Annotated in this window: 20 protein-coding genes and 2 pseudogenes; 7 read left to right on the forward strand and 15 right to left on the reverse strand. The window is 42.9% G+C overall.

Annotation, left to right across the window (positions count from 1 at the left end):
- Positions 1–73: 73 nt before the first annotated feature.
- The 8 genes and pseudogenes from A4R26_RS36125 to A4R26_RS35970 all read right to left on the reverse strand — a co-directional run bounded on the left by A4R26_RS36125 (position 74) and on the right by A4R26_RS35970 (position 6,416).
- On the reverse strand, positions 74–220 hold the full coding sequence (locus tag A4R26_RS36125) for a hypothetical protein (protein ID WP_081168559.1): 147 nt from the start codon (positions 218–220) through the stop codon (positions 74–76).
- A gap of 9 nt (positions 221–229) precedes the next feature.
- Positions 230–283 (reverse strand): annotated as a pseudogene (locus A4R26_RS36130) (hypothetical protein); the annotation flags it as partial.
- A gap of 3 nt (positions 284–286) precedes the next feature.
- On the reverse strand, positions 287–1,216 hold the full coding sequence (locus tag A4R26_RS22035; RefSeq protein WP_081168561.1) for a hypothetical protein: 930 nt from the start codon (positions 1,214–1,216) through the stop codon (positions 287–289).
- A 148-nt stretch (positions 1,217–1,364) separates the two neighbouring features.
- Positions 1,365–1,904, reverse strand: coding sequence for a hypothetical protein (locus tag A4R26_RS22040; protein WP_133054754.1), 540 nt, complete (start codon positions 1,902–1,904; stop codon positions 1,365–1,367).
- 611 nt (positions 1,905–2,515) lie between these two features.
- Entirely contained in the window at positions 2,516–2,848 is a 333-nt protein-coding gene (locus A4R26_RS22045) for a DUF3471 domain-containing protein (RefSeq protein ID WP_081168565.1), read from the reverse strand.
- Complete coding sequence (locus A4R26_RS22050) at positions 2,836–4,230, reverse strand: serine hydrolase domain-containing protein (protein ID WP_081168567.1); 1,395 nt, start codon at positions 4,228–4,230, stop codon at positions 2,836–2,838. The genes A4R26_RS22045 and A4R26_RS22050 overlap by 13 nt, the downstream gene beginning before the upstream one ends.
- Before the next feature lie 757 nt (positions 4,231–4,987).
- Complete coding sequence (locus A4R26_RS22060; protein ID WP_133054755.1) at positions 4,988–5,422, reverse strand: hypothetical protein; 435 nt, start codon at positions 5,420–5,422, stop codon at positions 4,988–4,990.
- Between the two features lie 817 nt (positions 5,423–6,239).
- Complete coding sequence (locus A4R26_RS35970) at positions 6,240–6,416, reverse strand: hypothetical protein (protein ID WP_165760375.1); 177 nt, start codon at positions 6,414–6,416, stop codon at positions 6,240–6,242.
- A gap of 708 nt (positions 6,417–7,124) precedes the next feature.
- Here A4R26_RS35970 and A4R26_RS22075 point away from each other — a divergent pair.
- The gene (locus tag A4R26_RS22075) at positions 7,125–7,856 is read left to right on the forward strand and encodes an alpha/beta fold hydrolase (RefSeq protein ID WP_081168577.1); all 732 of its coding nucleotides are present in this window, start codon (positions 7,125–7,127) and stop codon (positions 7,854–7,856) included.
- 15 nt (positions 7,857–7,871) lie between these two features.
- On the forward strand, positions 7,872–8,798 hold the full coding sequence (locus tag A4R26_RS22080) for a helix-turn-helix domain-containing protein (RefSeq protein ID WP_081168579.1): 927 nt from the start codon (positions 7,872–7,874) through the stop codon (positions 8,796–8,798).
- Between the two features lie 59 nt (positions 8,799–8,857).
- Here A4R26_RS22080 and A4R26_RS22085 read toward each other — a convergent pair whose 3' ends face one another.
- Both A4R26_RS22085 and A4R26_RS22090 read right to left on the reverse strand, forming a co-directional pair.
- Entirely contained in the window at positions 8,858–9,181 is a 324-nt protein-coding gene (locus A4R26_RS22085) for a nuclear transport factor 2 family protein (RefSeq protein ID WP_081168581.1), read from the reverse strand.
- 22 nt (positions 9,182–9,203) lie between these two features.
- Positions 9,204–10,082, reverse strand: coding sequence for an SDR family oxidoreductase (locus A4R26_RS22090; protein WP_242674988.1), 879 nt, complete (start codon positions 10,080–10,082; stop codon positions 9,204–9,206).
- A 36-nt stretch (positions 10,083–10,118) separates the two neighbouring features.
- Between A4R26_RS22090 and A4R26_RS22095 the strand changes: the two genes are divergently transcribed.
- Positions 10,119–10,532: a winged helix-turn-helix transcriptional regulator gene (locus A4R26_RS22095; protein ID WP_081168585.1), complete on the forward strand. Its 414-nt coding sequence runs from the start codon at positions 10,119–10,121 to the stop codon at positions 10,530–10,532.
- Between the two features lie 716 nt (positions 10,533–11,248).
- On the opposite strand, the gene A4R26_RS22105 is transcribed toward A4R26_RS22095, so the two are convergent.
- The 4 genes from A4R26_RS22105 to A4R26_RS22120 all read right to left on the reverse strand — a co-directional run bounded on the left by A4R26_RS22105 (position 11,249) and on the right by A4R26_RS22120 (position 19,385).
- Positions 11,249–12,310: a PorP/SprF family type IX secretion system membrane protein gene (locus A4R26_RS22105; RefSeq protein ID WP_081168589.1), complete on the reverse strand. Its 1,062-nt coding sequence runs from the start codon at positions 12,308–12,310 to the stop codon at positions 11,249–11,251.
- Positions 12,311–12,321: 11 nt separating this feature from the next.
- Complete coding sequence (locus tag A4R26_RS22110) at positions 12,322–17,205, reverse strand: Ig-like domain-containing protein (RefSeq protein ID WP_081168592.1); 4,884 nt, start codon at positions 17,203–17,205, stop codon at positions 12,322–12,324.
- Between the two features lie 454 nt (positions 17,206–17,659).
- On the reverse strand, positions 17,660–18,352 hold the full coding sequence (locus A4R26_RS22115) for a LytR/AlgR family response regulator transcription factor (RefSeq protein WP_081168594.1): 693 nt from the start codon (positions 18,350–18,352) through the stop codon (positions 17,660–17,662).
- The gene (locus A4R26_RS22120) at positions 18,345–19,385 is read right to left on the reverse strand and encodes a sensor histidine kinase (protein WP_081168596.1); all 1,041 of its coding nucleotides are present in this window, start codon (positions 19,383–19,385) and stop codon (positions 18,345–18,347) included. The genes A4R26_RS22115 and A4R26_RS22120 overlap by 8 nt, the downstream gene beginning before the upstream one ends.
- Before the next feature lie 200 nt (positions 19,386–19,585).
- Between A4R26_RS22120 and A4R26_RS22125 the strand changes: the two genes are divergently transcribed.
- Positions 19,586–20,941: a phosphatase PAP2 family protein gene (locus tag A4R26_RS22125; RefSeq protein WP_107685879.1), complete on the forward strand. Its 1,356-nt coding sequence runs from the start codon at positions 19,586–19,588 to the stop codon at positions 20,939–20,941.
- A gap of 48 nt (positions 20,942–20,989) precedes the next feature.
- Here the strand turns inward: A4R26_RS22125 and A4R26_RS22130 are convergent, their stop codons facing one another.
- Positions 20,990–21,817, reverse strand: coding sequence for a transglutaminase-like domain-containing protein (locus tag A4R26_RS22130; protein ID WP_081168600.1), 828 nt, complete (start codon positions 21,815–21,817; stop codon positions 20,990–20,992).
- 49 nt (positions 21,818–21,866) lie between these two features.
- Here A4R26_RS22130 and A4R26_RS22135 point away from each other — a divergent pair.
- The 3 genes and pseudogenes from A4R26_RS22135 to A4R26_RS22145 form a co-directional block, all read left to right on the forward strand.
- Positions 21,867–22,085 (forward strand): annotated as a pseudogene (locus A4R26_RS22135) (helix-turn-helix domain-containing protein); the annotation flags it as partial.
- 151 nt (positions 22,086–22,236) lie between these two features.
- Entirely contained in the window at positions 22,237–22,572 is a 336-nt protein-coding gene (locus A4R26_RS22140; RefSeq protein ID WP_081168604.1) for a DUF6686 family protein, read from the forward strand.
- A 41-nt stretch (positions 22,573–22,613) separates the two neighbouring features.
- Positions 22,614–25,070, forward strand: a complete 2,457-nt coding sequence (locus A4R26_RS22145) for a TonB-dependent receptor (RefSeq protein ID WP_081168606.1) — start codon at positions 22,614–22,616, stop codon at positions 25,068–25,070.
- The last annotated feature ends 424 nt before the right edge of the window (positions 25,071–25,494 follow it).

Genomic DNA, 25,494 nt, shown 5'->3' on the forward strand with positions numbered 1-25,494 from the left:
AGACCACCAAAAGAGTAATGGCAATGCAGCTATCGCACTATAAAAATCAGGCTCGGTATTGAAGCAACGCTGTTTACGTTTTTAGATACCCGCAGACGGCACAATTACAGACCTCACCACGGGAGAAAAAGAGAAAGTTGACTAACAGGCGGCCGTTTTCGTATATCACTTCGGTTTTCATTGCCCCATTCTCATACCACCATTTTCCATCTCCCTCTATTTTGTCGTTTAAATAAAAAGCTTCATGCTTAAGTTGCCCGCTATCATAGAATTCTTTTAAATGTCCCTATCTGATAAATGCGTGAATTTTGCTATTCTTTTTTTCTAGATAAGGCTGGATGTATTGTTCTTTTTGGTGCCAGTTTCTAAGTATGTATTCAATATGCCATGGGTATAAAACCTCTATCAGGTCTTCGATATTAAACTTTATTTCCTCCCTCGTTGTAGGGTAATGGGTTATTGTAACAAATCGGGGGAACATTTTTAAATTATAATAGGCCTTCAGTTTATGATGTCCATCAATTATAAAGTTATCAGAGAACAGGGAACGGTCATAGATGTTCCCATTTTCACTGGTTACCTTTTGTTCATAATGACAGTTGAATACTATTGCAAAAGGGCGGTCCCCTTTGGTTATTTGTTCTTCAAAATATTTTACTCTTTCCTCCTTGATGCCTGAAGCCGGCATTGTTGCCACAAACGAAAATTCAAAGCCATCATAAAATGAATAAGTGGTTTGTCTCCATAGTTTGGCAATATTGTGCCATTGGTGTCTTTTATTTTCAGCTAAAAACTCCAGATATTCTTTCAGCTTGAGTTCCTGCAATTGTACATCGATAGGGTTTGCAAAAGCTAACTCCCAATCGTTAAAAATGTAGTCTGTTTCAGTGGGCTTTTTCCAACTTGTAGTATGAAACTGTAAACTGTATTCTCCTGCAGGGAATAATTGCAATAAAGGATCAACGATCGCTTTCAACTCCGGCAGCCTGTTTGTATAATCCTCATTCAAATTGCTGATCAGTCGCTGTCTTACTTCATCTCTGTATTCCTGATTATTAGGTAGAACGGACAATAGCTTTACAACCGTTGGACTGTTATCCCACCAGGCAGCAATAAGCGGCTGTTGAAAGTGAAAATAACTTCCAATTTCACTTAGCTTTATAGAAATTAAATTTAACCCTTTTGTGTTTTGATATCTGGACGGTTTATCGTACATCTGCTTCTTAATTGAAGTACAATTAAATAAAAATTTAAATGATAGACAATGTAAAGATCCTGAAACATGGTGCGGTCCTGCGTTTTGTTGATACGAAGGGTAGCATTTTTCATTCACGGCCCAGGTTAGGGGTTACAATGAAGAGGTGTCACCCTGCCATTTGCAGGTTTTTGAGCTTGATCGTTCCATTAGGTAAAATAGCGAAGATATAAATGGTGCTGCCTTCCCCTGATTCGTATTCTCCGTTGCCAATGTCAACTCTGGAGTGACTGTTTAAGTTAAGCGTTAAGATGTTGTTCGTTTTTTCAACAGTGCAATATAGTACGTAGGTGGTAGTACCGTCTTTTATCGACGGGGTTTGATATTTTCCGCTTTTATACAATTCTTCCGCTTTTACTTTCAGCAAACAATTGACGAATTCTTTAAAGAACAGTTTTGAGTAATGCTTTTCAAAGTCCTTTTCGGTAAAGGGTATGCTTTCACCTGTTTGTACATTTGTTTTACTATCATCGCCAACGAGGTACCATATTTCATGGCTTGCTATAGGAAACTCAATAAATGGCTTTACTTTTTCCTTTTTGCGCTGGTAAACCGCATCCCTGAACTCCCGGAAGCTGTTGATCCATTTTGCGGTATCGCTGGTGGCCGGAGCCAGTTGGGCCGTCTCAACTTGGGTAATTTCTTTCATTGCCGGTTGGCCTGTGCGAGCCGGTTGGGTTGCGTTGTTGCCGCAGGAAATAATTAGGCAGGAAGCGACGAACGCTTGCAGGTGTTTGATTATCATTTTCAAAGGGGTTAAACAAGTGATAAAGATAGGTATTAGCCTGATTTTATCAAGGAGGTAATAAATACTTATAATGAATGGGTTTGTCGGCACCAAAGGGGGACCAAATTTAATAGGGCAATAGCACTAAGGAGCAGCCTAAGTTTTTAGACTTTCCCAACGAAGAAAAAGAAAAATTATCAAAAGCATTTTCAATACTATAATTGTAATAGTATTTATATAAACAATAACTGTTATGTTATGTTTTTGATGAAGGAATAATGTATAGCCATTTTGTCATCTGACTTAAGCTAATAATGCATCCTTATCAGTAATCGATTAAGGTTCATAAATTCACCAATTACTTTTAAATCCTGTACCAACAGGTTAGAAATCTGTCCAGTTGACCCGACTAAAATTAAAAAGAGCCTTCAAGTCGTTCGATTTGAAGGCTCTTTTGGTTTGAAGTATTCTTGTAAAGAATGAACAAGGATCAGGTATTCCCCGATCAGTATGTTTTCATGGGGAAAAATCACTTACTCCATCTTCTCCCAGTCAAACCTTCCATTCTGATACATGACCAATGTTACCACCTTCCCGTTTTTAATCAAAAACTTACCCGTTATATCAAATACGCTTTTTGCCTTAAACCGGGTATCCGAATAAAAGCTAAGCGGCATCTTTTCCTTACCAAGATTTATGAATAACTCCTGCTTATGCGACTCGACCTTTAACTTACGTGACTCGCCCTTTAGTTGGTACGTGCCAACATAGCTTTTCAATAGATCCGAAGAAAGCGTTACAACGGTTGCAGCTTGCTTCATTAACTCGTACTTTTCTTCTCCATCATTTACTCTTACTTTTTCCACCTCCCCTTTTGAGTTTTTAAAAATTCAAGTGTAACAGGAAAAACCCTCATGAAGAAAAGGTCTTCGCTTGTGGCATACAGAACTGTTTTAGGCAGGCCAGCATCAGCAGACTCAACTTTTAACTGGTTATTTTCCACCAAAAAAATTGCATTGAATTTACCGGTGTATCTGCCCGTGTATTTTTGAAGCAGGTTGCCGGAAAGTTTTATAGCTGGTTTATATAGGGGATAGCCTTCCCATTCCCACGGAATGTTCACACCTATTACAGTACTTACCAGTTCTTTGTAGATACTTTCACTATTCATGCTATTTCCCATCAGAACAAGCGCTGTTTTCTTTTCAGGGAGCGCGATCAAATAATGTTCCCAACCATCATCGCTGTGCCCCTCTTTAAAAAAGGCCCGGCCATAACTACCTGCATTAAACAAACCCCATCCCAGTCCATAGGAAAGTTGTATTGAGCGATATTGATCCGTAGTATCGTTATTCAATGAGGGAAATTGTTTTTTACTGTTGATGTGAATTTGAGGAGAAAGCATTTCACCTTTGGCCGCTTCACTGAGACCCTTTCCCTGGAGAACAGCAGCAATGAAATTAGTATAGTCTGTTATCGTTGTCTGCATTGAGCCACCCGCATTGGCTTCACTCCTCTTTTTGACAGCAAAAGAATCTTCGTCTACGCTATGCCCATTGGCGTAGTCGCTATCGAAAACGGGTTGCCAGATAAAACTTGATCTTGCCATACCGAGAGGAGTAAAAACCTGCTCGCGTGCCAGTTCTTCCAACTTATTACCGGTGATCGTTTCTATAACCATTTGTAATAAATAAAGCCCTTCACCGGAATAAGCGTAATGCGAGCCAGGCATAAAAAAGATCTCCAGCTTTTGGCTGCCTTTCGGATTTAAAAATCGCCAATTGGGGAACCCTGTCGTATGGCTCAGACAATGCCTGGCCGTGATTATTTTCCACCGATCATCACCTTGCAGGTCTTTATAGCCTGTATACTCCGGCAATGGCTTTGGTAAATACTGGTATAAAGGTTTGTCGAGATCGATTCGTTTTTGATCTACAAGTTGCATGACCAAATAAGCAAATAGGGATTTTGTAAACGATGCTGCATAAAGGCTTGTATTGACGTTACCCGGCTGATCCAGTATTTTATTTTTATAGCCGTAACTTTTTATAAATACTGGTTTATTATCCTGTATGATGCCAACAGATAATCCCGTAACACCGGCACTATCCATTAATTGCTGTATTTTTTGGTCAATGATATTGACTGCGATGCTGCTTCCATCAGGTCGGATAATTTCTTTTCGTTGTGCGAATGTTATTAGAGTGTAAAGCGAAAATGAATTAATAAAGAATAAGAATTTAATCATTGACTGGATATTATCGTTAGAGTTAGTTTATTGAGATGACAGAAAATTAGAGATATTAAAAAGCTATGTGGTTCTTTGAAAAATATTTAACAATTATTTAGGCACCACTTGCCAGTTCAATAATCATTTATTATATGTTTAATCTTTTTGATTTCTATCAAATCTCTTATAAACGGGTTCCGGGTAGAGCGGTTCGTTGCGTCCCCGCTCCCCCCACAGACCCGTGCGAGCAGCTTTCCTGCACACGGTTCCTCCACTTACGGTTTCGCTAAAAGTCGGCTGTGATAGATTCTCGGCTTCTCTAGTGGTAGCCATTCCTCCGTTAGCTTTGTGATCTTTTCCCATGACCAAACCCGTTTACCGCCACGATGGTTTAACCAATTGTGGAGTAGACGTTTTGTTTGGTAATAGTATGAGTTCAGCCTTCGGGTGTTGAATGTCATTCCATAATAGGCATAATGGCCCCGGAGTTTACCCTCGGCAATCGCTGTCTACGCTTCGTGCAGGCATCTCTACCTACTACGCAAGACTCGCTTCCGGTGGTTGACTAAACCTTGCCGAACAGGATTGGTTACCTGCCGGGTAGTGTTGAAGTGTTTCATTCCTAAAATCCCCACTTCACGGACTTTGCACAGCGCGATCTACAATTGTCCAGCCGCCCCGACTAAATTTAAGAGAGCCTTCAAGTCATTGGATTTGAAGGCCCTTTTTCGTTCGAAGTATTCTTGTTCAAGGAAAATTTTAAGGCTATACCTGACTAGTAGATTTCATTCTCAGTGATCTTAATGCGTGATAGTTTTAAAAAATACAAACAACATTTTGCGTAGCCTCCAGTCTTTCCGGGAGACCACCTGGTTGTAAAATGATAATTGTTTTGGGTTGCGTCCTCCAATATCCACTCAGCGCCATCAAAACCTCTAAAGTCGTTTTCAGCGTTAAGTTGATAAAAATTGATTTGCTTAAGCTTTGATTGTATTTCATCCCATTCTGTCTCTTTTATTTTAAATGTTTTGTTCATAATAATTTGTCCGGGCTCATAGCCACTTTGCCCACTTAATCGTTTTACGGTTAAAGTGAAATTACTTTCTACTTTCTGAACTCTTATCATTATTGGGTTGTGAAACGTTCTAAGCCATGTAAAACGATAAATCTCGATGTCTTCTTCACAATCTGCCAGGATTGGCTCTTTCATAGCGGCTAGATTTTTTGAATACCAGACATTCATAAAGGTGTCTAACGAATTGACTGTTCTGTTGAATTCTGCGTCGAATCTTTTAGCGGAAAATATAAGAATAGTGTATCCTTGTTTTTTGAGTTTACAGAACAATAAGAGCCTTTTAATTGACCAGCGGCAGTTAATGAAAAATATACAAAAATGCAAGTAGTTATATACTTCATGGAGTAAAGATGCAAACGTTGTATGAATCCATATAAATTTGCATAATATTAGAAATCGACGTTATCCAAATTTTCTGGATTTCAATGAAGAAATGTTACCCTGCCATTAGCATATGCGAACCATTTTCTCAACGAAAATTAAAACTACAAGTATTACTGAAAAAAGATTGTTGGAGTTTATTCGCACCCTGATGTCAAAATATACTTTGTCAGACAATGAAATACTTGAACAGTACATTAGAATTTCTTTCAAGCCGAAGAAGGAATATATTACGATTCGACGTTTTCAAACGTAAAGGAAAATGAATTAAATATTAGTTATTATACTCAAAGCAGCGATATATCCGTAGAAGTTTCCTTAACTAATTAAATGAGATGTGTGTAATGGGATGAATTGTACTCAAATAGGAAATACAATTCTTAGTATAGCGACGAGCTATCAGATCTATTTTCAACTTTAGGATCAGGCGTTTTATAATCTGACGTCCGGGCCTTATTCCAAAACTGAAACAAAGAAGTATTATCTTCCATAAACTGTTTCAGTCTCTCAGCAGGAGATTTCGAAAGCCATATTTTTAACTGCAGTTCTTTAATGTGTTGTGGTGTATCATTCATGATGGTAATAAATCAAATGTTTTCAAATTCAATTTGCTGATCCATTTCTTAATATAAGCCCAATCCATATTTTCAATAGCCGTAAAATTTTTAATATCTTCTGCCTGCTGTGCCGATAGATAATCCTGTATCCATATTACTTTCGAAATAAGCAAATCTTCTGGAGATACCACAAATATGGTTTTATCGAAAAAGTCTACTTTTTTTCTCCTATTAAATTCCTCTTGTCGAAAAGGCTCATTTTTTAATACAACGAAATCTGCCTTAAAACCAGATGCATGATCGATAATATTGAAAAGACTTCTTCTTTTTACCGCATCTCGTATTGCATCTTTATCGCAGAATAACCTTCCTGAAAATGCTGAATAAATCGATCAATATTTTTTTCTTCAAGATGAATAATAAAATCAAAGTCCCTGGTAGCCCTGGGTACAATGTATATACTCATTGCTACACTGCCTTAAAGCATATAGGGTATATTCGATTCATTGAGTACATCTGTTATTTTCTGAAAAAATGCGATCATACGGAGGACAAGTTACTTCAAGTCACTCTATTAAGCAAAAAATATCGCCTAAAAGTTTAGTTATCAGTGTTATACATTGACTTTTCGTCCGGATTCTGCACTAAATTTTGCATGGTAGCTTAAATCATCGCTTCCTATAACTTATATCCTGCTACTCAAAACAATTACCCGTGACACGGTACTATCTTATACCATTGATTAACTTCTTGACGTCTGACAATACTGCTGATGCAGAAACTATCTTATAGCTCTCTCTACAACAAATAAGATATAACATTTTGTTACAACAATAGCAGATCCGGTTAGTTCCGTCACCAGCAAACATCCCACCTTTGACACCTCAAAACATCATTTCATGAAAAAGCTAATTTTCATTTTAAGCATTACTATTTCCTCCATTTGCTATGGACAACAGCACAATACTTACCTTTTCGTTCCCGGTGCATGGGACGGAGGCTGGGATTATGCAAAAGTAGATTCGATCTTAAGCGCACATGGAAATATCGTCTATCGGCCAACGCTTACCGGGCTGGGAGAAAGAGTGCATCTGGCAAGCCCTGGGGTTAACCTAACGACCTACATCAACGACATCGTGAATCTGATACAATTTGAGAACCTGCATAACGTCATCCTTATAGGACACAGCTACGGAGGAATGGTGATTTCCGGAGTAGCAGAACAAGTTCCCGATCGTATCAAGCAACTTATCTACCTGGATGCGATGGTTCCAAACGATGGAGAAAGTGCAAAAGATGTATGTGGTGATCTGTGGGCCCCTATGACCAAAGGCAATATCAAAGACAGCATGGTCCTTTATCCCTTTGGTGTTACTCAAAAAGATGTGCCGCAACCTCTGAACACCTTTACGGAACCCATAAAACTGAACAATCCATTAGTCAAAAAAATCCCTACTGTATTTCTCCAAATGACCAAAGATGGAAAAGGAAGTCCTGCCCACGATAAAATGGGACTTTTAAGAGCAAAAGCAAGGAATTGGAAGATCTATACCCTGGAAGGGGGGCATTACGCCATGCGCGAACAACCCCAAAACCTGGTTAAAAAGTTGGAAGAGATCACGCAATATTAATCCTTAATTTAGGGTATGGGAAAAAGGGTGATCCATAATATAAGAACGATCAGTGAATACCATAAAGTAATGGGGCTTTCCAAGCCGGAACATCCCCTGGTCAGCGTAGTTAATTACGGGTCCATTACCTTGCCTTGCAAAGCAAGCATGAGCTTTACATTTGATTTTTACACCATCCTGCTGGACAAAGATTTTAAAGGTAATATGAAATACGGTCAGCAATCCGGCGACTTTGAAGATGGCGTACTATTTTTTATGGCGCCAGGACAGGTATTCGAAGTTGAGCTGCTAAGCGCAGACCCAATCGATCGCTCCGGCTTGGTATTACTCATTCATCCTGATTTTCTGTGGAAAACACCCTTGTCAAAGTCGATCAGGCAATACGAATATTTTGGTTATTCAGTCAATGAGGCATTATTCCTATCTGATAAGGAACAAAAATCCATTCAGGGCATTATGGAAATTATGGCACAGGAATATAAAAATAACATTGACAAATTCAGTGAGCCAGTAATTCTGGCGCAGCTCGAATTACTATTGACCTATTCCGACAGGTTTTATCAACGTCAGTTCATTACCCGTAAAAAGTCAGGCCATTTTATCCTTGATCGTCTGGAAAGTCTGTTGGACGAGTATTTTAATAAAGAACATCTATCAACTAAGGGCATTCCGACTGTGCAGTATATAGCTTCATCCCTGAACGTTTCGCCAGGCTACCTTAGCAGCTTGCTAAAATTACTAACAGGAAAAAGCACCCAGCATTACATTCAGGACAGAGTCATTGATCAAGTCAAAGACCAGTTGTCAACGACTGATCGCACCGTAAGTGAAATTGCCTATGTGTTAGGCTTCGAACACCCACAATCTCTAAGCCGCTTATTCAAAGCAAAGACCAGTTTATCACCTCTGGAATATAAAAAACAACTAGGTGCCCCAAATTGAGGCACCTTCTTTCTTTTGCTTTCTGTAGTATAAGAAGCGCCACGTATTTTATTATACAGCTAGCTCGTTACTTTTAAAGTTTGAATAAGTCCATCTTTTATATCAAAATGAAATTTTAAGATAATTGGACTTCCATCAAAGGTTCCTGAACACTCTGCAGATAAAACGCTTGTTTTACCTTCATGAGCTATTGACAGAGGCTTCATTACCGATTTATACTTTTTATTTGCTTCTTCGATCCACTCCTGAATAGCTTTTCTTCCTGTATGCGTTTTCCCTTCGTCAAACGCAACAGCTGTTTTAGTAAAACAGTTAGCATAAGCCAGACTGTCGTATTGGTTTTGAGCCGTTACTAAGTCAGCTATTACTTTTGGTAAATTCATGATTTGTTATTTTTATTGGATATTAAATTGTTGGTAGTGTGCCGCCATCGATGACGAATTCTGTCCCTGTTAGATAGTTCGCTCTCGGAGAAACCAGAAACCCAACCAGTTCAGCTACTTCTTCGGGCTCTGCTGGTCTTCCGAAGGGTATTCCACCCAAGGCATCTATAACGCTTTGTTGAGCCTCCTCAATAGAACAATTTGAACTCTGGGCGATCCGTTCCAAAAAATATTTGACATTTTCAGTCCTTATCCATCCTGGAGAAACTGTCAGTACCCGCACCCCTTTAGATGTCACCTCTTTCGATAACCCTTTGCTGTAATTGATCAGACCAGCCTTAGCTGCCGCATATGGAAGCGTTGCATCATATAAGGGAAGCCGCCCCTGGATAGAAGCAATATGAATGATCACCCCGTTTTTCTGCTCAAGCATTTGCGGTAAAAATCCCCGGTCTAATCTCACTGGTGCCAGCAGATTTGTTTGCAGGGTTTTCTCCCAGTCTTTATCGGTTAAAACCGCAAAACCACCTCCCGGGGTTTCCGACGCTCCCAGGTTGTTTACAAGGATGTCGAGTTTTTTGTGTTTTGACAAGACTTCGTCCACCACTTTTTGTGTTCCCGATTCCGTACTCATATCTGCTGAAATAAAATGCAGGTTTTTGGCTAGATTTTCAGGTGCGTTTCTTGCGGTAATAATAACCGTTGCGCCGGCCTGTAGCAGCCTTTCTGCAATTGCCCTTCCGGCTCCCTTTGTTCCTCCTGTTACCAATGCAATTTTACCATTTAACTCATCGTTGTAATTCATACTGTTTTCTTTTAAAATTGATACTGCAATTTCAGACGTATGAGCTACTAAAACAATTACGGGGAATCGAATTGCATAGGGATAAATTTGTCCCATATTGTATTTATAAGAACATTAGGTTAATTTTATACAATGCGCGAAAGAAAAACTCCTTTAAATTTGAATTGCGGCCTTGACCTGATAGGCGAGGTTTTGTATGGCAAATGGAAGATCCGTTTACTTTGGTTTATTAACGAAGGGCATAAACGTCCGAGTGAATTACAAAGAAAAATCCCAGATGCCTCACGAAGAGTTTTGAATGTACAGTTAAACGAACTCGAAGCTCACGACTTAATTAAAAAGAAAGTGTTCGCAGTGGTTCCTCCAAAAGTGGAATATTCTTTGACACCTTTTGGAAAAACAATAATTCCTATCATCGGGGCTTTAGGGAAATGGGGCGATGAAAACGAGAAAAAATTACGTGATCTTATCCTAAATAGTAAAATAAAACTGCATGCAGAGAATTATAACAGTATTAAACAACGTAAAGCCATCAAACACGATTAAGCAGTTTAATTCAAGACATCCATCATCGACTGCTCGATATTAGCCACACAAACTGATTGAAATTTGACCAGCTATTGCCCCTGGAAAAATCTCCATCTTGCTGCTGATTAAAATGTCCGAATTGAAGGCTTATTTTGCCGGGTAAGTTCAAAAACCGGGTCGGTAAGCACCCGCTTACGGTTTAACGGCGTTTTTTTCTTCTTCATAATGAGTGGTAAATTACTATACTGGCAGTGTTAGGTGATAGTATCGCAGTTGCTTACAAGATAGCCATTTTCCGCCTGGTAATTGCATAGGAATCGCATAGGAATTGCATAGAACTTGTATGGTAAAGTGCAATTCAGGTGATAAACCGGTGTAGAAAGTATGGGTTATTCTGGCTATTTAAGGAGCTGAATTAGTACATTGCCATAACGAGCTTCTCTGCATCCACCGTTCTGCTTATGATAAATATCTATATATTTAATCCCTTAAATTTTAACAAGGCTTTGATCAAATAATTCGACAATTGTCTGGTTGTCCCGACGAAATTGGCCAATGCATCCGCTAGCCGGCAGATGCATTGTTTGTTTTTATCACTTTCTGAAATTATGGGTAATCCCTTATTATCAAATCCAAATTGATGATAATCGATCTCTTCATTTGGCTGTTGGGTCTGGAAAACGCCTTCCCGATAAGTAGAGAGGGCGTTATTAAAAGATACATATACAGCAAGCTTAATTTTTAAATTGCGGGCCATAACAGTCAACCTGCCGCAGATCACTATTATGAATATTCAACAGGTCTCTGTACGAAATGGTAAGCTCAAAGCCACCACGATAGTTACTTGCCGCAACCAGTTTGCTTACGTTAACATCATAACTCAACCCAACTATAAATTTTGAGATCTGCAATTTAATAACAGGTATAACTGCATCCTGCAATCGGTGCAATACCCCAAAAGTGATGGTTTTTTGCACATCCCCATCTACAAAAAGATCACGGCTGAACATAATACCATATTGAAACGAACCTTTACCTGCAGGCTTAAAGCCAGTTGCAAACTGTTTAAAGTAATCTGCATATAAAATAAACCGGTCTGTTTCACTGGTTGGGGCCGATACCCCACTGTTCAACGTGAGTTTTCTGTTACGGGTAATTATATTTCCCTCATAAAAGCCAACCTTCGGTTTGGTAAGATGGAACAGCCCGGCCCCGGCAAAATATTGTATCTCATTGGCAAATTCACTACTATAACTAATACCCGCTGAAAGATCTAAATAAGTCACATCAGTTCTATTAAACACCTGGCGCGAAGCCGGTGATACACTTAAGCTGCCGTTGCTTCCCGAAACAAACTGATCATTCATCACCAGCTTAGTTGGATCAAATTTTTGTTGCAGTATTCCACCCATAACACCAAACGATAAATAAGCGGGCCGCTCGCTGCTCAAAGGCAAACTGAAATTAGCTGCAGGCATAATTTGCGTAGTACTGAATTGGGAAGTTCCGGCCACATCTCTGATCAGCTGCAACCCCAACGTAAGGTTATTGTCTGTGAGCACAGGTATCTTATACTCACCGTTCAGGGCATAGGTCCTATAAGGGATAGTAACGCTTTGCCACTGGTTCCTGAAAGCTGCCGTTACCCGCACATCACCGGTAAACACGCCCGCCAGGGCCGGGTTGCGCAACAACGGCTGGTCATAAAACTGTGAAAACCCAACATCCTGTGCCTTTCCGGATATAAACGATTGCAATAAGATTACGGTTAAAAACCACTTCACATTTCTTTTCATACCAGAAGAGTTTAAAGTAATGTAACATTCCCTTTATAGGTGTAGGGCACCCCATTCTCACACATCACATCAATGGTATAAATATATACACCGCTATCGCCCGGCTTGCCGTTCACCTGCCCATCCCAGCCAAAAGAAGCATCGTTGGGTGGAAAATTATTTCTCTCGAATACAATTCTACCCCAGCGATTAAATACCCGGAATGCTTTAACAGAAACAATCCCGGTTGCCCGTACGATCAGTTTTGTATTTTCAGGCACATTGCCACGCGGTGTAAAAGCATTTGCGATCAGTACCTGTGAATTGTTGCAAAATACTTTCACACAAAGGGTATCACTACCGCTGCAGCCATAGATATTGGTAGCCTTCGCAATAAAGCAGGTATTATTTTTTATAGTAGCAATAGGTGAAGCACATACCACATCATTGCAGGCAATATCCTGGGAGGGGGTCCATGCTACATTTTTGATGGGTAAAATTCCCGGATCGGTAGCATTGGTGATCACGGGCTTTAATGGTAACAAAAAGCCTGTAGGCAAGGTGAGGGAATCCTGAGCAAATTTAACGATGGGGTACCCGCCTATTTGTATCAGTGTATCAGAAGTGGAACTGCAACCTGTAGCAGGCGAACTCACCGTGATGGAATAGATGCCGCCATCGGCAACTCTTACATTATTGATACTGGCAGTAGCTGCATTTACCGGGAAACCAGTGCCGGGACCTTTCCACAAATAATTTAATACCGGGGTAGGGCCCAGCATGGAACTATAGGCCTGCAGAAAAAGATTATCCCCCACACACAAAGGTGTTCTGGTAACAATTACCGGTTTTGAAGGCGATTGATTTATATCTACAAGGAAACTGGTCGCAGCTGAAATACAATTGTTCTGCATCGCATATACGACATACGTACCCGCATCTGACACAGCAGCAGAAGGGAACGTAATAGAGGTATTCCTTACCGTATCGGGCGCGGGCCCAAACGCATGACCGGCCCACACATAGTCAATAGGTCCGGCAAGGGAACTGGTAGGCGACAGTGCGGTCAGTATAAGAGGCGTTTCACTGCAAATGGGCGGATTGTACCCTGCAACCGGTTGCGCCGGCGGGTTAGGGTCTTTTAGAACAAAAACATCCGGGATCTGCTGCGATGCACAACCATATGTTTCAACTGATATTTTAGAATAGACGCCGGCTGTTAAAGGCACGGTAACTGTACCACCCGCACTGGTATTGCCAACAAAAGAAAGTGGCGTTTGAAATATAGTATAGTGCACGATCAACGGCGCATTGGGAATGGGGTTGCCATTGAGGTCGAGCAGGTTTAAAACAATAGACCCTGATGGAGTGCCGCAAGCCGTTGGATGGGTAAATGAAGAACCGGTAACTACCGGCGTGGGATGAACAACCGCAATGGCTTTCGACTTCGGGCTTTCGCATCCACTGGCATAAGACTGGCTCACATAGTACGTGAATTGTGCAGGGCTTGTGGTAGGTATAATTGGAGCGGCGCTTAACAATACCTGATTTTGATCGTGCCATTTAACTGTTGTACCCGGTAATGAAGAAATGCTGATGGCAACAGGCGGGGCTCCCATACATAATTGCAGGGTATCAACCAACGGCGCAGCCGGAATTGGATTCACAAGCAGCGTTAAATCATATGGTGCGCCCGGGCATGGGTTCTGACCCTGATTTACTGGCATTACCTGTATGTTAAGCGATTGACCCGTAGCGCCGGTATTGGTGAAAGACAAAGAGATGGCGTTAGAACCCGAAACACTGCCCGATGAAACACCTGTTACCCCCGGCGGCAAAGGCGCAATAACCGACCAGTTATAAATAGTATTGGTAACCGTAGAAGACGGCGCAAAAACCGCCGTTCCACCCGAACAAATACTTTGTGTAGCTGTGGGGAAAGTGATAACGGGGCTGTCGTCTATTTGTACAGTAGTACTGGTTACAAAACCCGGGCAAGGTGGTGCTGCAGGAATGGTGTATGTAACTGTATAAATACCCGGCGTGCTAAGCGAAGGATTAATTTCACCGGTAGCTGCATTCAGTGACAATCCCGCAGGAGCGCTATAGGTTCCACCCGGTGTACCTGACAGGGATATCCGTTGCGGCGTATTGTTTCCACGGCAAAATGGAGAGCCCGGATAACTAATGACTGCTGTGGGTGAACTGTTAACGGTAACGGTAGTTGTTACATTATAGGTAGTGCAACCACCGGCACCGGGGATTGAATATTTTATTGTATAAGTTCCTGCCTGGGCACCCGAGGGATTGAGCTCGCCGGTTGTTGTGTTTACAGATAACCCGGCAGGAAATACGGAAAAAGCGCCTCCTGTTGTACCCGTTTGGGTTACAGCCACTGGCGCATTTGGCGTGGCAGGGGTATTCACCACATTACAAAGTACTGCCGGATTGTAGCTGATTGCAGCTGAAGGCGCAAGGCTTACTGTAATAGTAGCGCTGGCAGTAAAGCCGGGACAAGGCGGCGATGACGGAACCGTATACGTAACCGTATATGTTCCCGGCGTGCTGGTAGCAGGGGTAATAGTACCGGTAGTTTGATCAATTGTTAAACCGGCGGTAGTGGTATATGACCCGCCGGCGGTACCATTGTTGGTTACTCTAACCGGACCATCGCTGGTACAAACAGCCGGATAACTTATAGCAGCATTGGGCGTTCCACTTACGGTAACAGTTGCTGTAGCAACAAAATTGGCACAGCCACCAGTTCCGGCAACAGTATATCTTATAGTATAGTTGCCAGGGATAGCGCCTGAAGGATCTATCTCCCCTGTTGCTGAATTTATTGACAACCCTGATGGCGATACAGTATATACTCCGCCGGAATTACCGGTTTGTACAACCGCAATAGGCGGATTGGGCGTTGCAGGCGTATTCGTTACGTTACAAAGCACTGCGGGTGTATAGCTGATGCCAGCAGAAGGACTGGCGCTCACTACAACTGTAATACCAGTTCTGGGCCCTTCGCCACAAGCAGTGGTTTGACTAACATAATATGTTATACTACTGGCAGTACCGGTAGCAGGGATTGGCGCAACCGGGGAGCCCGCTCCCCCAGCCTGGCCTGTATACCATAACAAGCCGGTGCCCGTTGCCGTTAATGGAGTTGCCGGTTGGTTCTGGCAATAATTTACCGGCGAATTAACAACCGGCGCCGCCGGCAAAGAACCAACCGTAACTGTTATCATCGCCCGGGGACTTTCACAACCATTTACGGTTTGGCTCACAAAATAATTCGTATTACCAATATTCGAAGTAACCGGTGTAGGCGGGGTTGATGAGCCGGTACCACCGGTTGCAGCCGTGTACCATAATAAGCCGGTTCCTGTAGCTGCAAGTGGCGAAGCCGTCTGGTTTTCACAAAGCAATACAGGTGTGGTAACTGCAGGGGCGGCAGGCGTTGCATTAACGGTAACAGTGAGAGGCGTTCTCGGACTTTCACAGCTATTGGGTAACGTTTGGCTTACATAATAAGTAATGCTTCCAGCCATACTGGTTGAAGGTGTTGGGGCTACAGCAGAACCGGTTCCGCCTGTGGGACTGGTATACCATAACAAACCTGTGCCGGTTGCTGAAAGCTGAGAAGCAGCCTGCCCCCGGCAATAAATAACCGGGCTCACGACAGCCGGTGGTGGCGATGGCGGTGCAACAGTCACTGTTTTTGTTATGGCATCGCTGCCGCAGGCTGTATTGGAAGCAGTTAAAGTAACAGTATACGTACCCGGCGCTGCATAGGTATGGCAGGAAGGGTTTTGTTGAGTAGACGTTGTGCCATCACCAAAATCCCAGTTGAAGCTGGTATTCGTATTACAGGAATTGCCACTATAGCCATTCGTACTTTGATTGGTGAAACAAACATTACTGTTCACACAAGCCGGTGAAGGTGAAAAACTAAAATTGGCAACGGGTTTCTTTCTAACAATGATCTGATTTAAAGTATAGGTAGTAGTATAGCACCCATTGTTCGCTTCGAGTTTCGCAGTAAAATCAGGATAAGGACAGGAAGTGGTGTTGTAGATATGCGATAATAACTGGTTAGTATTGGTGGCGTTTAACGGATGCTGCAATGTAGCGCTGGACGTGCCATCGCCAAAAATAACCTTATAAGTAGTTCCTGCCGAATTGTTGAACCAGTTACCAATAACAAATTCAATGGGCGCCGGAATGCATAAACCTGTAGTGGGAGCCGAAGTGGTAAAGCTGGCCAACGGGTTCTTTCCATTATAAAACTTGTAAGTGGTGGTTTTGGCGCAACCGTTTTGCGGCGTAATGGTAATGGTTACAGTAAAATAACCCTGGGCCGTATAAGTATGAGCAATTTGAGCACCTGCAGGCCAGTCGGTTTGGGAAAATGCCGGCGTGTTATCGCCCCAGGTAATATGATAGGCATTGCCCGAACCGGAAGCGGAAGAATTATTACTTACTCTAAGCTGATAGGTGTTATTGCCATCGCAATTGGTAAATGGTGCATCACGGGTGCCAACATCGGTGAGTGCCGGTTTGGGTGTTGGTAAAATGTTTAAAGCGCTGGCACTGGTCCCCGTACCTGCGGGTGTAATTACAGTTATAACGCCACTTGTAGCAAAGTCAGCAACCACTGCTGTAATGGTATTGGCATTATTAACGGTGAAACTGGCTGCATCCAGGGAACCGCATTTTACTGCGCTGGCATTGGTAAAATTGACGCCATTTATGGTGACGGTGCTTCCCTGGCAAACAGAATTGGGTGTGAAGGAAGATATGGAAGGCGCTTGCGCCAGTACGGAAATATGATCGGAAATCAGCAGCACAAACAAAAAGAATGTTCGAAATACATACTTTTTCGTGCCCTGGTTAGGGTTCAAGTTGCATACACGCATAAAATTCCATTGCAGTTAGGGGGGCATAAGTAACTGTAAGTCAATAAAATTTAAATTAACAACAGCTTACATGCTAATAATAAAAACAATGGGATATCTAATTATGGAAGTTGGTTGGGAATATTCGAGGGCGAATGCCTTGTGAATTGCAACGCAAAGATATTCTTATTTTTTAAAATGCAAAGGAACAATGAGTGATGTCCAGCCGGCAGTAAAGTTTTTGGCAATTGTCAAAAAATTAAAGTTTTTATATTAGCGCACACTCCCGTTCTTACTTCCTTCATTCCGTTGTAACCCCCTACTCTACTCACTTGTATACATTTTTCAGAAAATCAAGTGAACATATATGATGGTTTTATAAAATATCACAAACAAAACTTTTACTTATTTCTTTGTCCCACATTGCTTTTTTGTGATGGCTCGTGGCTTGCCAAGCTGCCCTGTCTAAAAAAAACTACAGGCTGTCAAGGCTGTCTTTATAGCCTCTGCCAATTGGAATTGAAATGCCATTTACTTCAATTATTTCAGCTGTATAGGAATCAATTTTATTTACAGCCACTATAAATGACCGGTGTACCCTTTTGAACAGACTAGCCGGCAACAATTCCTCCATTTCATGGGTACTCATTTTTGAAATATATTCCTGTTTGGTGGTAGCAATTTTTATATACTCCCGCTGGCTTTCTATATACACGATCTCGGAGAACAATATCTTCACTTTCTTTTTCTGTATGGTAAGAAAGATGAAATCTTTCATCTGCCGGTTTTCGTACAACGGCTGTTTTCCATTGTCTGCCGGTTTTACCTTGTTTACGGCTACCAGGAACCGTTCAAATTCAATTGGCTTCAACAGGTAATCCGTTACATTCAAATCAAAGCCTTCCACTGCATACTGATGATAGGCTGTAGTAATGATCACGGCCGGGGAACTGGTAAGCGTTTTTAAAAATGCCATTCCTTTTAGCTTCGGCAAATGGATGTCAAGGAAAATCAGCCCGGTACTGGTATTTCGCAGGTAATCGGTTGCCAGGATGGCATCTTTAAAGCTTGCCTGTAGCTGCAGAAAGGGCACCTGCGAAATATAGTCGGCCAGAACTTTTACAGCCAATGGCTCATCTTCGACTATGATGCATTTGATCTTAGACATGGCTTTTCAAATTAATTTGTAAAGAAGCTGTAAACACCGATTCGCCCTGTTGCACCGTAAGGTTAAATTCTTTATAAAGCAATTCCAACTGGCGCCGGAGGTTGGCCAACCCTATATTTTCCTTCAGGCTGCCATCTGCCGGCAACGTTTCTGTGGAATTTTTTACAATGAACTGCAACTGCTGGTTATTCACGGAACAGTGAATATCCACAAAAGGCCGGTTCCTTGTTTCCGAAACACCATGTTTGAACGCATTCTCAACCAGGGGAATCAGCAACAGGGGTGGCAGCGATTGTTTCATATCCCCGATGTAATAATTAAAATTAACCAATAAAGATTCGTCGTAACGCAATTGTTCAAGTGCAATATAATCACTGATGATCTTCAGTTCCTGTTCAATGGCAATATATTCTCCCCCTGCTTCATATAACATATAACGTAAAATTTTCGACAGCCGTAGAATGGATTCCGGGGCCAGATCAGATTTATCTCTTGTCAGCGAATAAATATTATTCAGGGTGTTGAACAGAAAATGCGGATTGGTTTGTGATTTCAGAAAGTTCAGTTCCGCTTCCTGTTTTTCGATACGCAACCGTTGGGCCGTTTGCTTCAATTTTCGTAGATCATACGTGTACCTGATAACACCAAAAAAGAGCATGGAAAAGAAGCTGTAGGGAACACTGTATTCAACCGCTTTTTCAAGCGAAGGATGTGTTTTCAATGAAAAACAGATGCCCGATGCAACGCCGATATGCCGCCAGGCATAAAAGCCAAAGGAAGCCAGTATCAAATGCCCGAATAATAAAAAGGGGGTTGCCAGCATTCTTGTCCAGCGCAGCCTGATGAAAGGTATGGTATATTCGAAAAGAATATAATTCATTACTACCAGGTAAATTACCATCCAGGCATTATTCACCATTTTTTTAAGAACCGTTTCGGGATGCCGCACCAGATCGATAAACAACAAGAACAATAAATAAGCGGCGCCTATGCGTAAATACAATACCCACCGCTTTTTATTGAATGTGGCCATGCTGTTCTTTTATGAAGTAAATGTCGTCAAATTGTTCGCTTTTCTTTTTAACGTCTACAGAACAGGGTTTGTGGTAACCCAATAACCGAAAACAGTCAATAAACCCATAATAAGTTGTTTGTATACAACAATCCGTTGTGTATCGACAGCTGCTGTATTCGCCGGTATAATTTAAATATTCTTGTGTAAACAATCAACATATGAACAAGCTTTCACTGCTAATTATGACCGTACTGTTAACCGGTGCGGATCTGCAGGCACAGCCCGAGCCTGGCGCCGCAAACTGGAAGACGTGGTTTATTTCATCGGTCAGCGACCATCGCCTGCCACCGCCCCCCGCTTACAAAAATGAAATTGGGCAGGTATTGCTGGCACAGCAGGCGCTCGATTCTGCAGGCTGGCAGCAGCTTTTGTATTGGAACGCAGGTGCGCCCGGTTACCATTGGGTTGATATGGTAAAAGATCTATGGATGTCAGACACAGGTTATAACGGGGCACTGGCCAATATGCTGGTGGGTGTTGCCATTTATGACGCCACCATTGCTGCCTGGGATACAAAGTATGCATACAATCGCCCCCGCCCCTTTACCGCAGATAAGCGTATAAAGGTGTACGTGCCGAAGCCGGAAAGTCCTTCATATCCCTGCGAATATTCAGTAGCGGCAGGCGTTGCCGTTACCATCATTGGCCACTACTTTCCCCACATGCACGATTCGGTAAATAAAATGGCGCAGCAACTCATGACCGCACGCATTGCAGCAGGTGCAGCATTCCCGGGCGATACCCGTGCCGGTTTTGAATTAGGTAAAACAATTGCGCAAAGGGAAATAGACCGTACCAAAGGTTTTACACCGGGTACTGCCTGGGATGGAAAGATGCCGCAGGGGCCAGGTGTATGGAAAGGAAAACGGCCCATGTTCCCGCTGGCCGGAACCAACAAAACGGTTGTACTCGACAGCAGCAGTCAGTTTCGCCCTGCCCCACCGCCCGATTTTGCCAAAGAGATGGAAGAAATGAAGCGCTACAATCAAACGTTCAGTTCACGCGCCAACGCTTTTTATTGGGCAGGCAGCCAATTCTGGTATGATGCACTGAACAAAAAAATATTTGAGCATAATTTGCACCTGAACCCGCCGCGGGCCGCCAGGATATATGCGCTTACTGCTATTGGAAGCTATGATGGTTTTGTGGCCTGTTGGGATGCAAAATATGCCTATTGGGGCTTGCGTCCCGACCAATATGATACTACCTGGCATCCGCTGATACCTACGCCGCCATTTCCCGGGTATCCCTCAGGCCATGCAGCGCTTAGTGGTGTAATGGGTGAGCTGTATGCTTATTTTTTCCCTGCCGACAAAGTTTATTTCCGGAAAAAAGCGAAGGATGCAGCTGAATCCCGCTTCCAGGCAGGCATTCATTTTCGCAGCGACAATACCGTAGCGCTTGAACTTGGTAGTAAGGTAGCAAACGCGATCATTCAACGGGCAAAACGGGATGGAGCGGAAGATACCCCGGAAACTAAAGTATTTTTCCCAAAGAAGCCGGTAGGTCATTAGCCGCTACTAATGCAAAAATGTCAAAGCCCGGGAGTGTGTTGCATAATTTTACCTGTAAGAAATACCCACCGAACTGTTCATGGTATTGAAAACAGGGTCCATTGTACCGCTGATCAGTTCGGAATTGACTACTATAGAACTGCCGTAGATCTTGCCGAATAAATTGCAAACAGCCGTGTCGGCGGCATCCCGGCCCATGGCAATTCTTACAAAACCATTCAAAGGTGCCAGTTTGGTGGCATCAAACATTATCCAGTAGCCCGATAAATAAGCCTCAAAGCAGGCATGAAAATCCTGCGGAGATAAATCAAATGCATAACCGGAGCAATACCGCGCCGGGATATCCAATGCCCGGCAAAATGCAATTCCCAAATGTGCAAAATCCCTGCATACACCGGCCATTTGAACAATGGTATCACAGGCAGTGGTTTCGCCATTGGTTGAACCGCTCAGGTATTCAACATGCTGATAGATCCATTCAGTAATGGCAAGAACTTTTTCGAATTCGTTATCTATTTTTCCAAATAAACGCGAAGCCATTCTTGTCAACTTATCAGACTGGCAATACCTGCTTGGATGCAGGTACAACAAAATTGCAGGGTTCAATTCTGAAACCGGTTGGGGCGAAAGACCTGAGAAATCTATAAAATCGAACTGGCTTTTTACCACTGACGAGTAGGAAATGCTCACCTCACCGGGTTCTACAACAGGCAATACCAACAGTCTGTCCATATCTGATCGATAATCAAGATATGTTATTGTCCCGGGTTCAATGACCAATGATTCGTTGTCCCCCTGTAATGCCCGGATATTCAATACCAGTGTCCCGGGCTCTTCCGCATTGTACATCAATTGTGAACTGACTTTGTATTCCATCCCTGAATATAACGAATAAGTTCACTATCGTGATTTTTTCTCTTAAAGTTATCTGAGTAGTTTATTAAAGACTTTGACAGGGCAAAATACACAACAACGTATTCACGGGAAAGTAATTGAAACAACCAAAGAAAAGCTAACAACCAGCAATCGCTCTGTAAGCGAAATAGCTTACGAATTATGGTTTGAACACTTACAATCCTTCACAAAGTTATTCAAGTCAAAAACCAGGATGTCACCCACGAAATTCAAAAAGTCCTTTAACTAATTCATAGGCCAGGAATCATTCAGGTGTTTTTCCTTATTGCGTAAATGGATTTCCCTTTTTTGAAAGCGCCCCCGTTACACGCGAGCTACTTTTGCTTTCCCTTAACCGGGTGCCATATAATGAAATTCCAATGTAAAATCATTAATACCTTATGTGTAATTACCAGACCTTATTTTATGACGATGAATGCGGTTATGTGATCCTCTGCCGGGGTTGCGATTCAATTCAGGTAGCTTTCGGCAATGTTTTGCTGACCTGGAACCGCCCCGATTTTTACGACTTCTATAACTTCATAAAGCGGATGTTCAACGAAACGCCCATCGATTCCGCTACCATCAATAAAAAAACACTGGCCATTCCCGTTCCCTGCGAAGGGGTTCGGATATTGTTAAGTTCACGGGAATTGCAACAATTGCACAAGATGCTCGACTCGGCCGAAACAGAGCTGCAGTCGCAACAACTGATGAGCATGCTGAGCGGCGCATAACCGACCAGACCCTGAAAATATTTTTGAAAACAAGTTCCCCGATGAAAAGGATATCAATAGTTCTGGCATTATTATTAATTGCCATTATTCCCGTTATGGCCAATGACCCCGATAATGGGTTCGGCACTATCAAAGGCCGCGTTACCACCGCCGACGGCAAACCGGCCGCATCTGTAACTGTACTGATCAAGGGCACTAAAAAAGCGACCGTTACCGAAGAGGATGGCTCTTTTTCCTTCAATCGAATTAAGTCTGGAAATTACGAACTCGAAATTACCCAGGTAGGATATGAAACCATTGTACAACAGGTACAGGTAGATGGGAATAAAATAACCGCCGTTTCCATTCAACTGAAAATTTCTTCGAAAGAACTGCGCGAAGTGGTGGTTAGCGGCCGCAAGGGATTCGGCATCACCGGCAGCGATTATGTGTCGAAGATGCCATTGAAGAATATTGAAAACCCGCAGGTGTATTCAAGCATTTCGAAAACATTGCTCAACGAGCAACTGGTACTCTCTGTTGACGACGCCCTGCGTAACGCACCGGGCGTTCAAAAAATGTGGGATGCTACCGGTCGCAGCGGCGATGGCGGCAGCTACTTCAATATGCGCGGTTTTATTGTACAAAGCACCCTGCGAAATGGTATTGCAGGTAATGTTTCCGGTATTACCGACGCTGCCAACCTCGAGAAACTTGAAGTGATAAAAGGGCCCTCAGCCACTTTATTCGGTAATGTGCTCACTTCCTATGGCGGTATCATGAACCGGGTTACGAAAAAGCCATACGATCATTTCGGTGGCGAGATCAACTATACTGCCGGCAGTTTCCAATATAACCGGGTAGGCATCGATATCAATACCCCGCTCGATTCCGCCCAAAACGTACTCTTGCGCGTAAACGCGGCCTACAGGTCGGAAGGCAGCTTCACTGACAATGGCTTTAGCCGGGGATTTGTTTTTGCGCCCAGTCTTTCCTATAAAGTAAACGAAAAATTGAACTTCCAGTTCGATGCAGAATTTTATAGCGGACAAAACACCGGACTGAACGTATACTTCTTCCCCTGGAAAATGAAGATAGCCGACCTCGGCGCCGACAGGGCCGATAAACTCAACCTCGACTACAAACGTTCTTACGTGAATGAAGACCTGTATCAGACTTCCAGGAATATCAACTTCTTTGGCCAGATGAATTACACCATCTCTGACAACTGGAAATCACAAACGATCTTCTCTGCAACCAACGGCTATTCAGATGGACCTTCTCCTTACTTCTACCTGTTATCGAACGGCACGCCGCATGAGGGTACGCTTTTCTCGCGGAATGATCAGTATACCGACAACAGCAAAGACCAGGTGATTGAACTGCAGCAGAATTTTATCGGTGAATTCAACCTGGGCCGGTTCAGGAACCGCTTTGTGGGCGGACTGGATTTCACGCATCATTTTTCCGACCAGTACTTCGGCGGTAATACCTGGGATACCATTACAGCTTACAGAGGTGATTTGACAGTAGATGAGTATAGCAAAAAATACCACAGTTTTAACCGCACCAATATGGACCGGTTATACCAGGAAAAAGGCGATTTCTTCACGTACCCCGCTAACTACATTACCAACACGTACAGTGCGTATGTAAGCGACATGTTCAATATCACCGATAATTTTATGGTGCTGGCAGCGGTGCGGTTAGATCATTTCAATAACCGCGGACCGGCGGATAACATTACCGGCACTTATTTGAATGCCAAAGCATACAGTCAGACCTTCCTGGCGCCTAAATTCGGCATCGTTTTTCAGCCGGTAAAGGACAAAATATCGCTGTTTGCCAATTACCAGAACTCGTTTACCAATAAATACGGGGTCAATGGCAACAATGGTGAAGGTGAGGACAATGATTTCAAACCTGAGCAGGCGAACCAGGTGGAAGGCGGCGTAAAACTCGATGTTTTCGAGGGTAAATTGAGCGCTTCGGTAAGCGTTTATAACATCAGGGTAACCGATGTGATACGCCCTGATGCGGCCAATCCCGGATTTTCGATCCAGGATGGCACCCAGATAAGCAAAGGGGTTGATGCTGAGTTAATTGCCAACCCGATTGCCGGTTTGAGCCTGGTTGCCGGACTGGCCTATAACGATTCCAGATTTGAAAAAGCGGATGATGTGAATGTAGAAGGCCTGCGTCCTGGCACCGCCGGTTCGCCCTGGGTGGCCAACTGGTGGATCAGCTACCGCCTGCAATGCCCCGGCCTGAAAGGTTGGGGAGCAGGATTTGGCGGCAATTATGCCAGTGACAATAAAGTCATCAATGCAAAGGACCTCGGCACTTTTACCCTGCCGGAGTATGCCGTGTTGAATGCAGCTGTATTTTATGATCAGCCGAAGTTCAGGCTGTCGGTGAAAATGGATAACCTCACCAACAAAAAGTATTGGGTTGGCTACACTACCGTAAACCCGCAAAAGCTCAGGAATTTCGCGGCAGGCATCGCATTTAAGTTCTAAAAATTATAACGTAAACACATAACAGGCGTGGCACGGTTCCCCAACTAAATGGTACGGAACAGTGCCACGCTTTATTATGCCCTTTCGCCCCCTTATACCGGTGAGAAAAAAGGGCATATTCCCCCTATGTAAGCCCTATCCTAACCTCTAAGGCTAAGTATTTGTATTTATTGAGTTAAAGTGTTACTTATCAATATGGTGAAGGAGTAAGCGCAATACTTGGAATGGGGGTGCCGCGGGGTGTATTTTTACATCGTTATAACAATCCAATGCAAATGAAACCGAAAAACGCCAAACGCTGAACGCAGAAAGCAAGGCAGAAAACCGAATCCGACCCAGACCTTACAACCGTAGCGAACAAGGAAAGCGTTAAATACAATCCGAACCCGACCGTACCCTATGATGCTGATTTTGTAGCGAACCG

This window comes from Niastella populi (assembly GCF_002078015.1).
Lineage (GTDB): Bacteria > Bacteroidota > Bacteroidia > Chitinophagales > Chitinophagaceae > Niastella > Niastella populi.

What these genes read in the sequence shown, in the direction of transcription:
- A4R26_RS22075 (WP_081168577.1), top strand. Translation starts at nt 7,125, where the DNA reads ATGAAAAAGCTAATTTTCATTTTAAGCATTACTATTTCCTCCATTTGC.
- A4R26_RS22090 (WP_242674988.1), bottom strand. Translation starts at nt 10,082, where the DNA reads ATGGGACAAATTTATCCCTATGCAATTCGATTCCCCGTAATTGTTTTA.
- A4R26_RS22035 (WP_081168561.1), bottom strand. Translation starts at nt 1,216, where the DNA reads ATGTACGATAAACCGTCCAGATATCAAAACACAAAAGGGTTAAATTTA.
- A4R26_RS22140 (WP_081168604.1), top strand. Translation starts at nt 22,237, where the DNA reads ATGTGTAATTACCAGACCTTATTTTATGACGATGAATGCGGTTATGTG.
- A4R26_RS22105 (WP_081168589.1), bottom strand. Translation starts at nt 12,310, where the DNA reads ATGAAAAGAAATGTGAAGTGGTTTTTAACCGTAATCTTATTGCAATCG.
- A4R26_RS22085 (WP_081168581.1), bottom strand. Translation starts at nt 9,181, where the DNA reads ATGAATTTACCAAAAGTAATAGCTGACTTAGTAACGGCTCAAAACCAA.
- A4R26_RS22080 (WP_081168579.1), top strand. Translation starts at nt 7,872, where the DNA reads ATGGGAAAAAGGGTGATCCATAATATAAGAACGATCAGTGAATACCAT.
- A4R26_RS22110 (WP_081168592.1), bottom strand. Translation starts at nt 17,205, where the DNA reads ATGCGTGTATGCAACTTGAACCCTAACCAGGGCACGAAAAAGTATGTA.
- A4R26_RS22050 (WP_081168567.1), bottom strand. Translation starts at nt 4,230, where the DNA reads ATGATTAAATTCTTATTCTTTATTAATTCATTTTCGCTTTACACTCTA.
- A4R26_RS22145 (WP_081168606.1), top strand. Translation starts at nt 22,614, where the DNA reads ATGAAAAGGATATCAATAGTTCTGGCATTATTATTAATTGCCATTATT.
- A4R26_RS22115 (WP_081168594.1), bottom strand. Translation starts at nt 18,352, where the DNA reads ATGTCTAAGATCAAATGCATCATAGTCGAAGATGAGCCATTGGCTGTA.
- A4R26_RS22130 (WP_081168600.1), bottom strand. Translation starts at nt 21,817, where the DNA reads ATGGAATACAAAGTCAGTTCACAATTGATGTACAATGCGGAAGAGCCC.
- A4R26_RS22040 (WP_133054754.1), bottom strand. Translation starts at nt 1,904, where the DNA reads ATGAAAGAAATTACCCAAGTTGAGACGGCCCAACTGGCTCCGGCCACC.
- A4R26_RS22125 (WP_107685879.1), top strand. Translation starts at nt 19,586, where the DNA reads ATGAACAAGCTTTCACTGCTAATTATGACCGTACTGTTAACCGGTGCG.
- A4R26_RS22120 (WP_081168596.1), bottom strand. Translation starts at nt 19,385, where the DNA reads ATGGCCACATTCAATAAAAAGCGGTGGGTATTGTATTTACGCATAGGC.
- A4R26_RS22095 (WP_081168585.1), top strand. Translation starts at nt 10,119, where the DNA reads ATGCGCGAAAGAAAAACTCCTTTAAATTTGAATTGCGGCCTTGACCTG.
- A4R26_RS22060 (WP_133054755.1), bottom strand. Translation starts at nt 5,422, where the DNA reads ATGAAAGAGCCAATCCTGGCAGATTGTGAAGAAGACATCGAGATTTAT.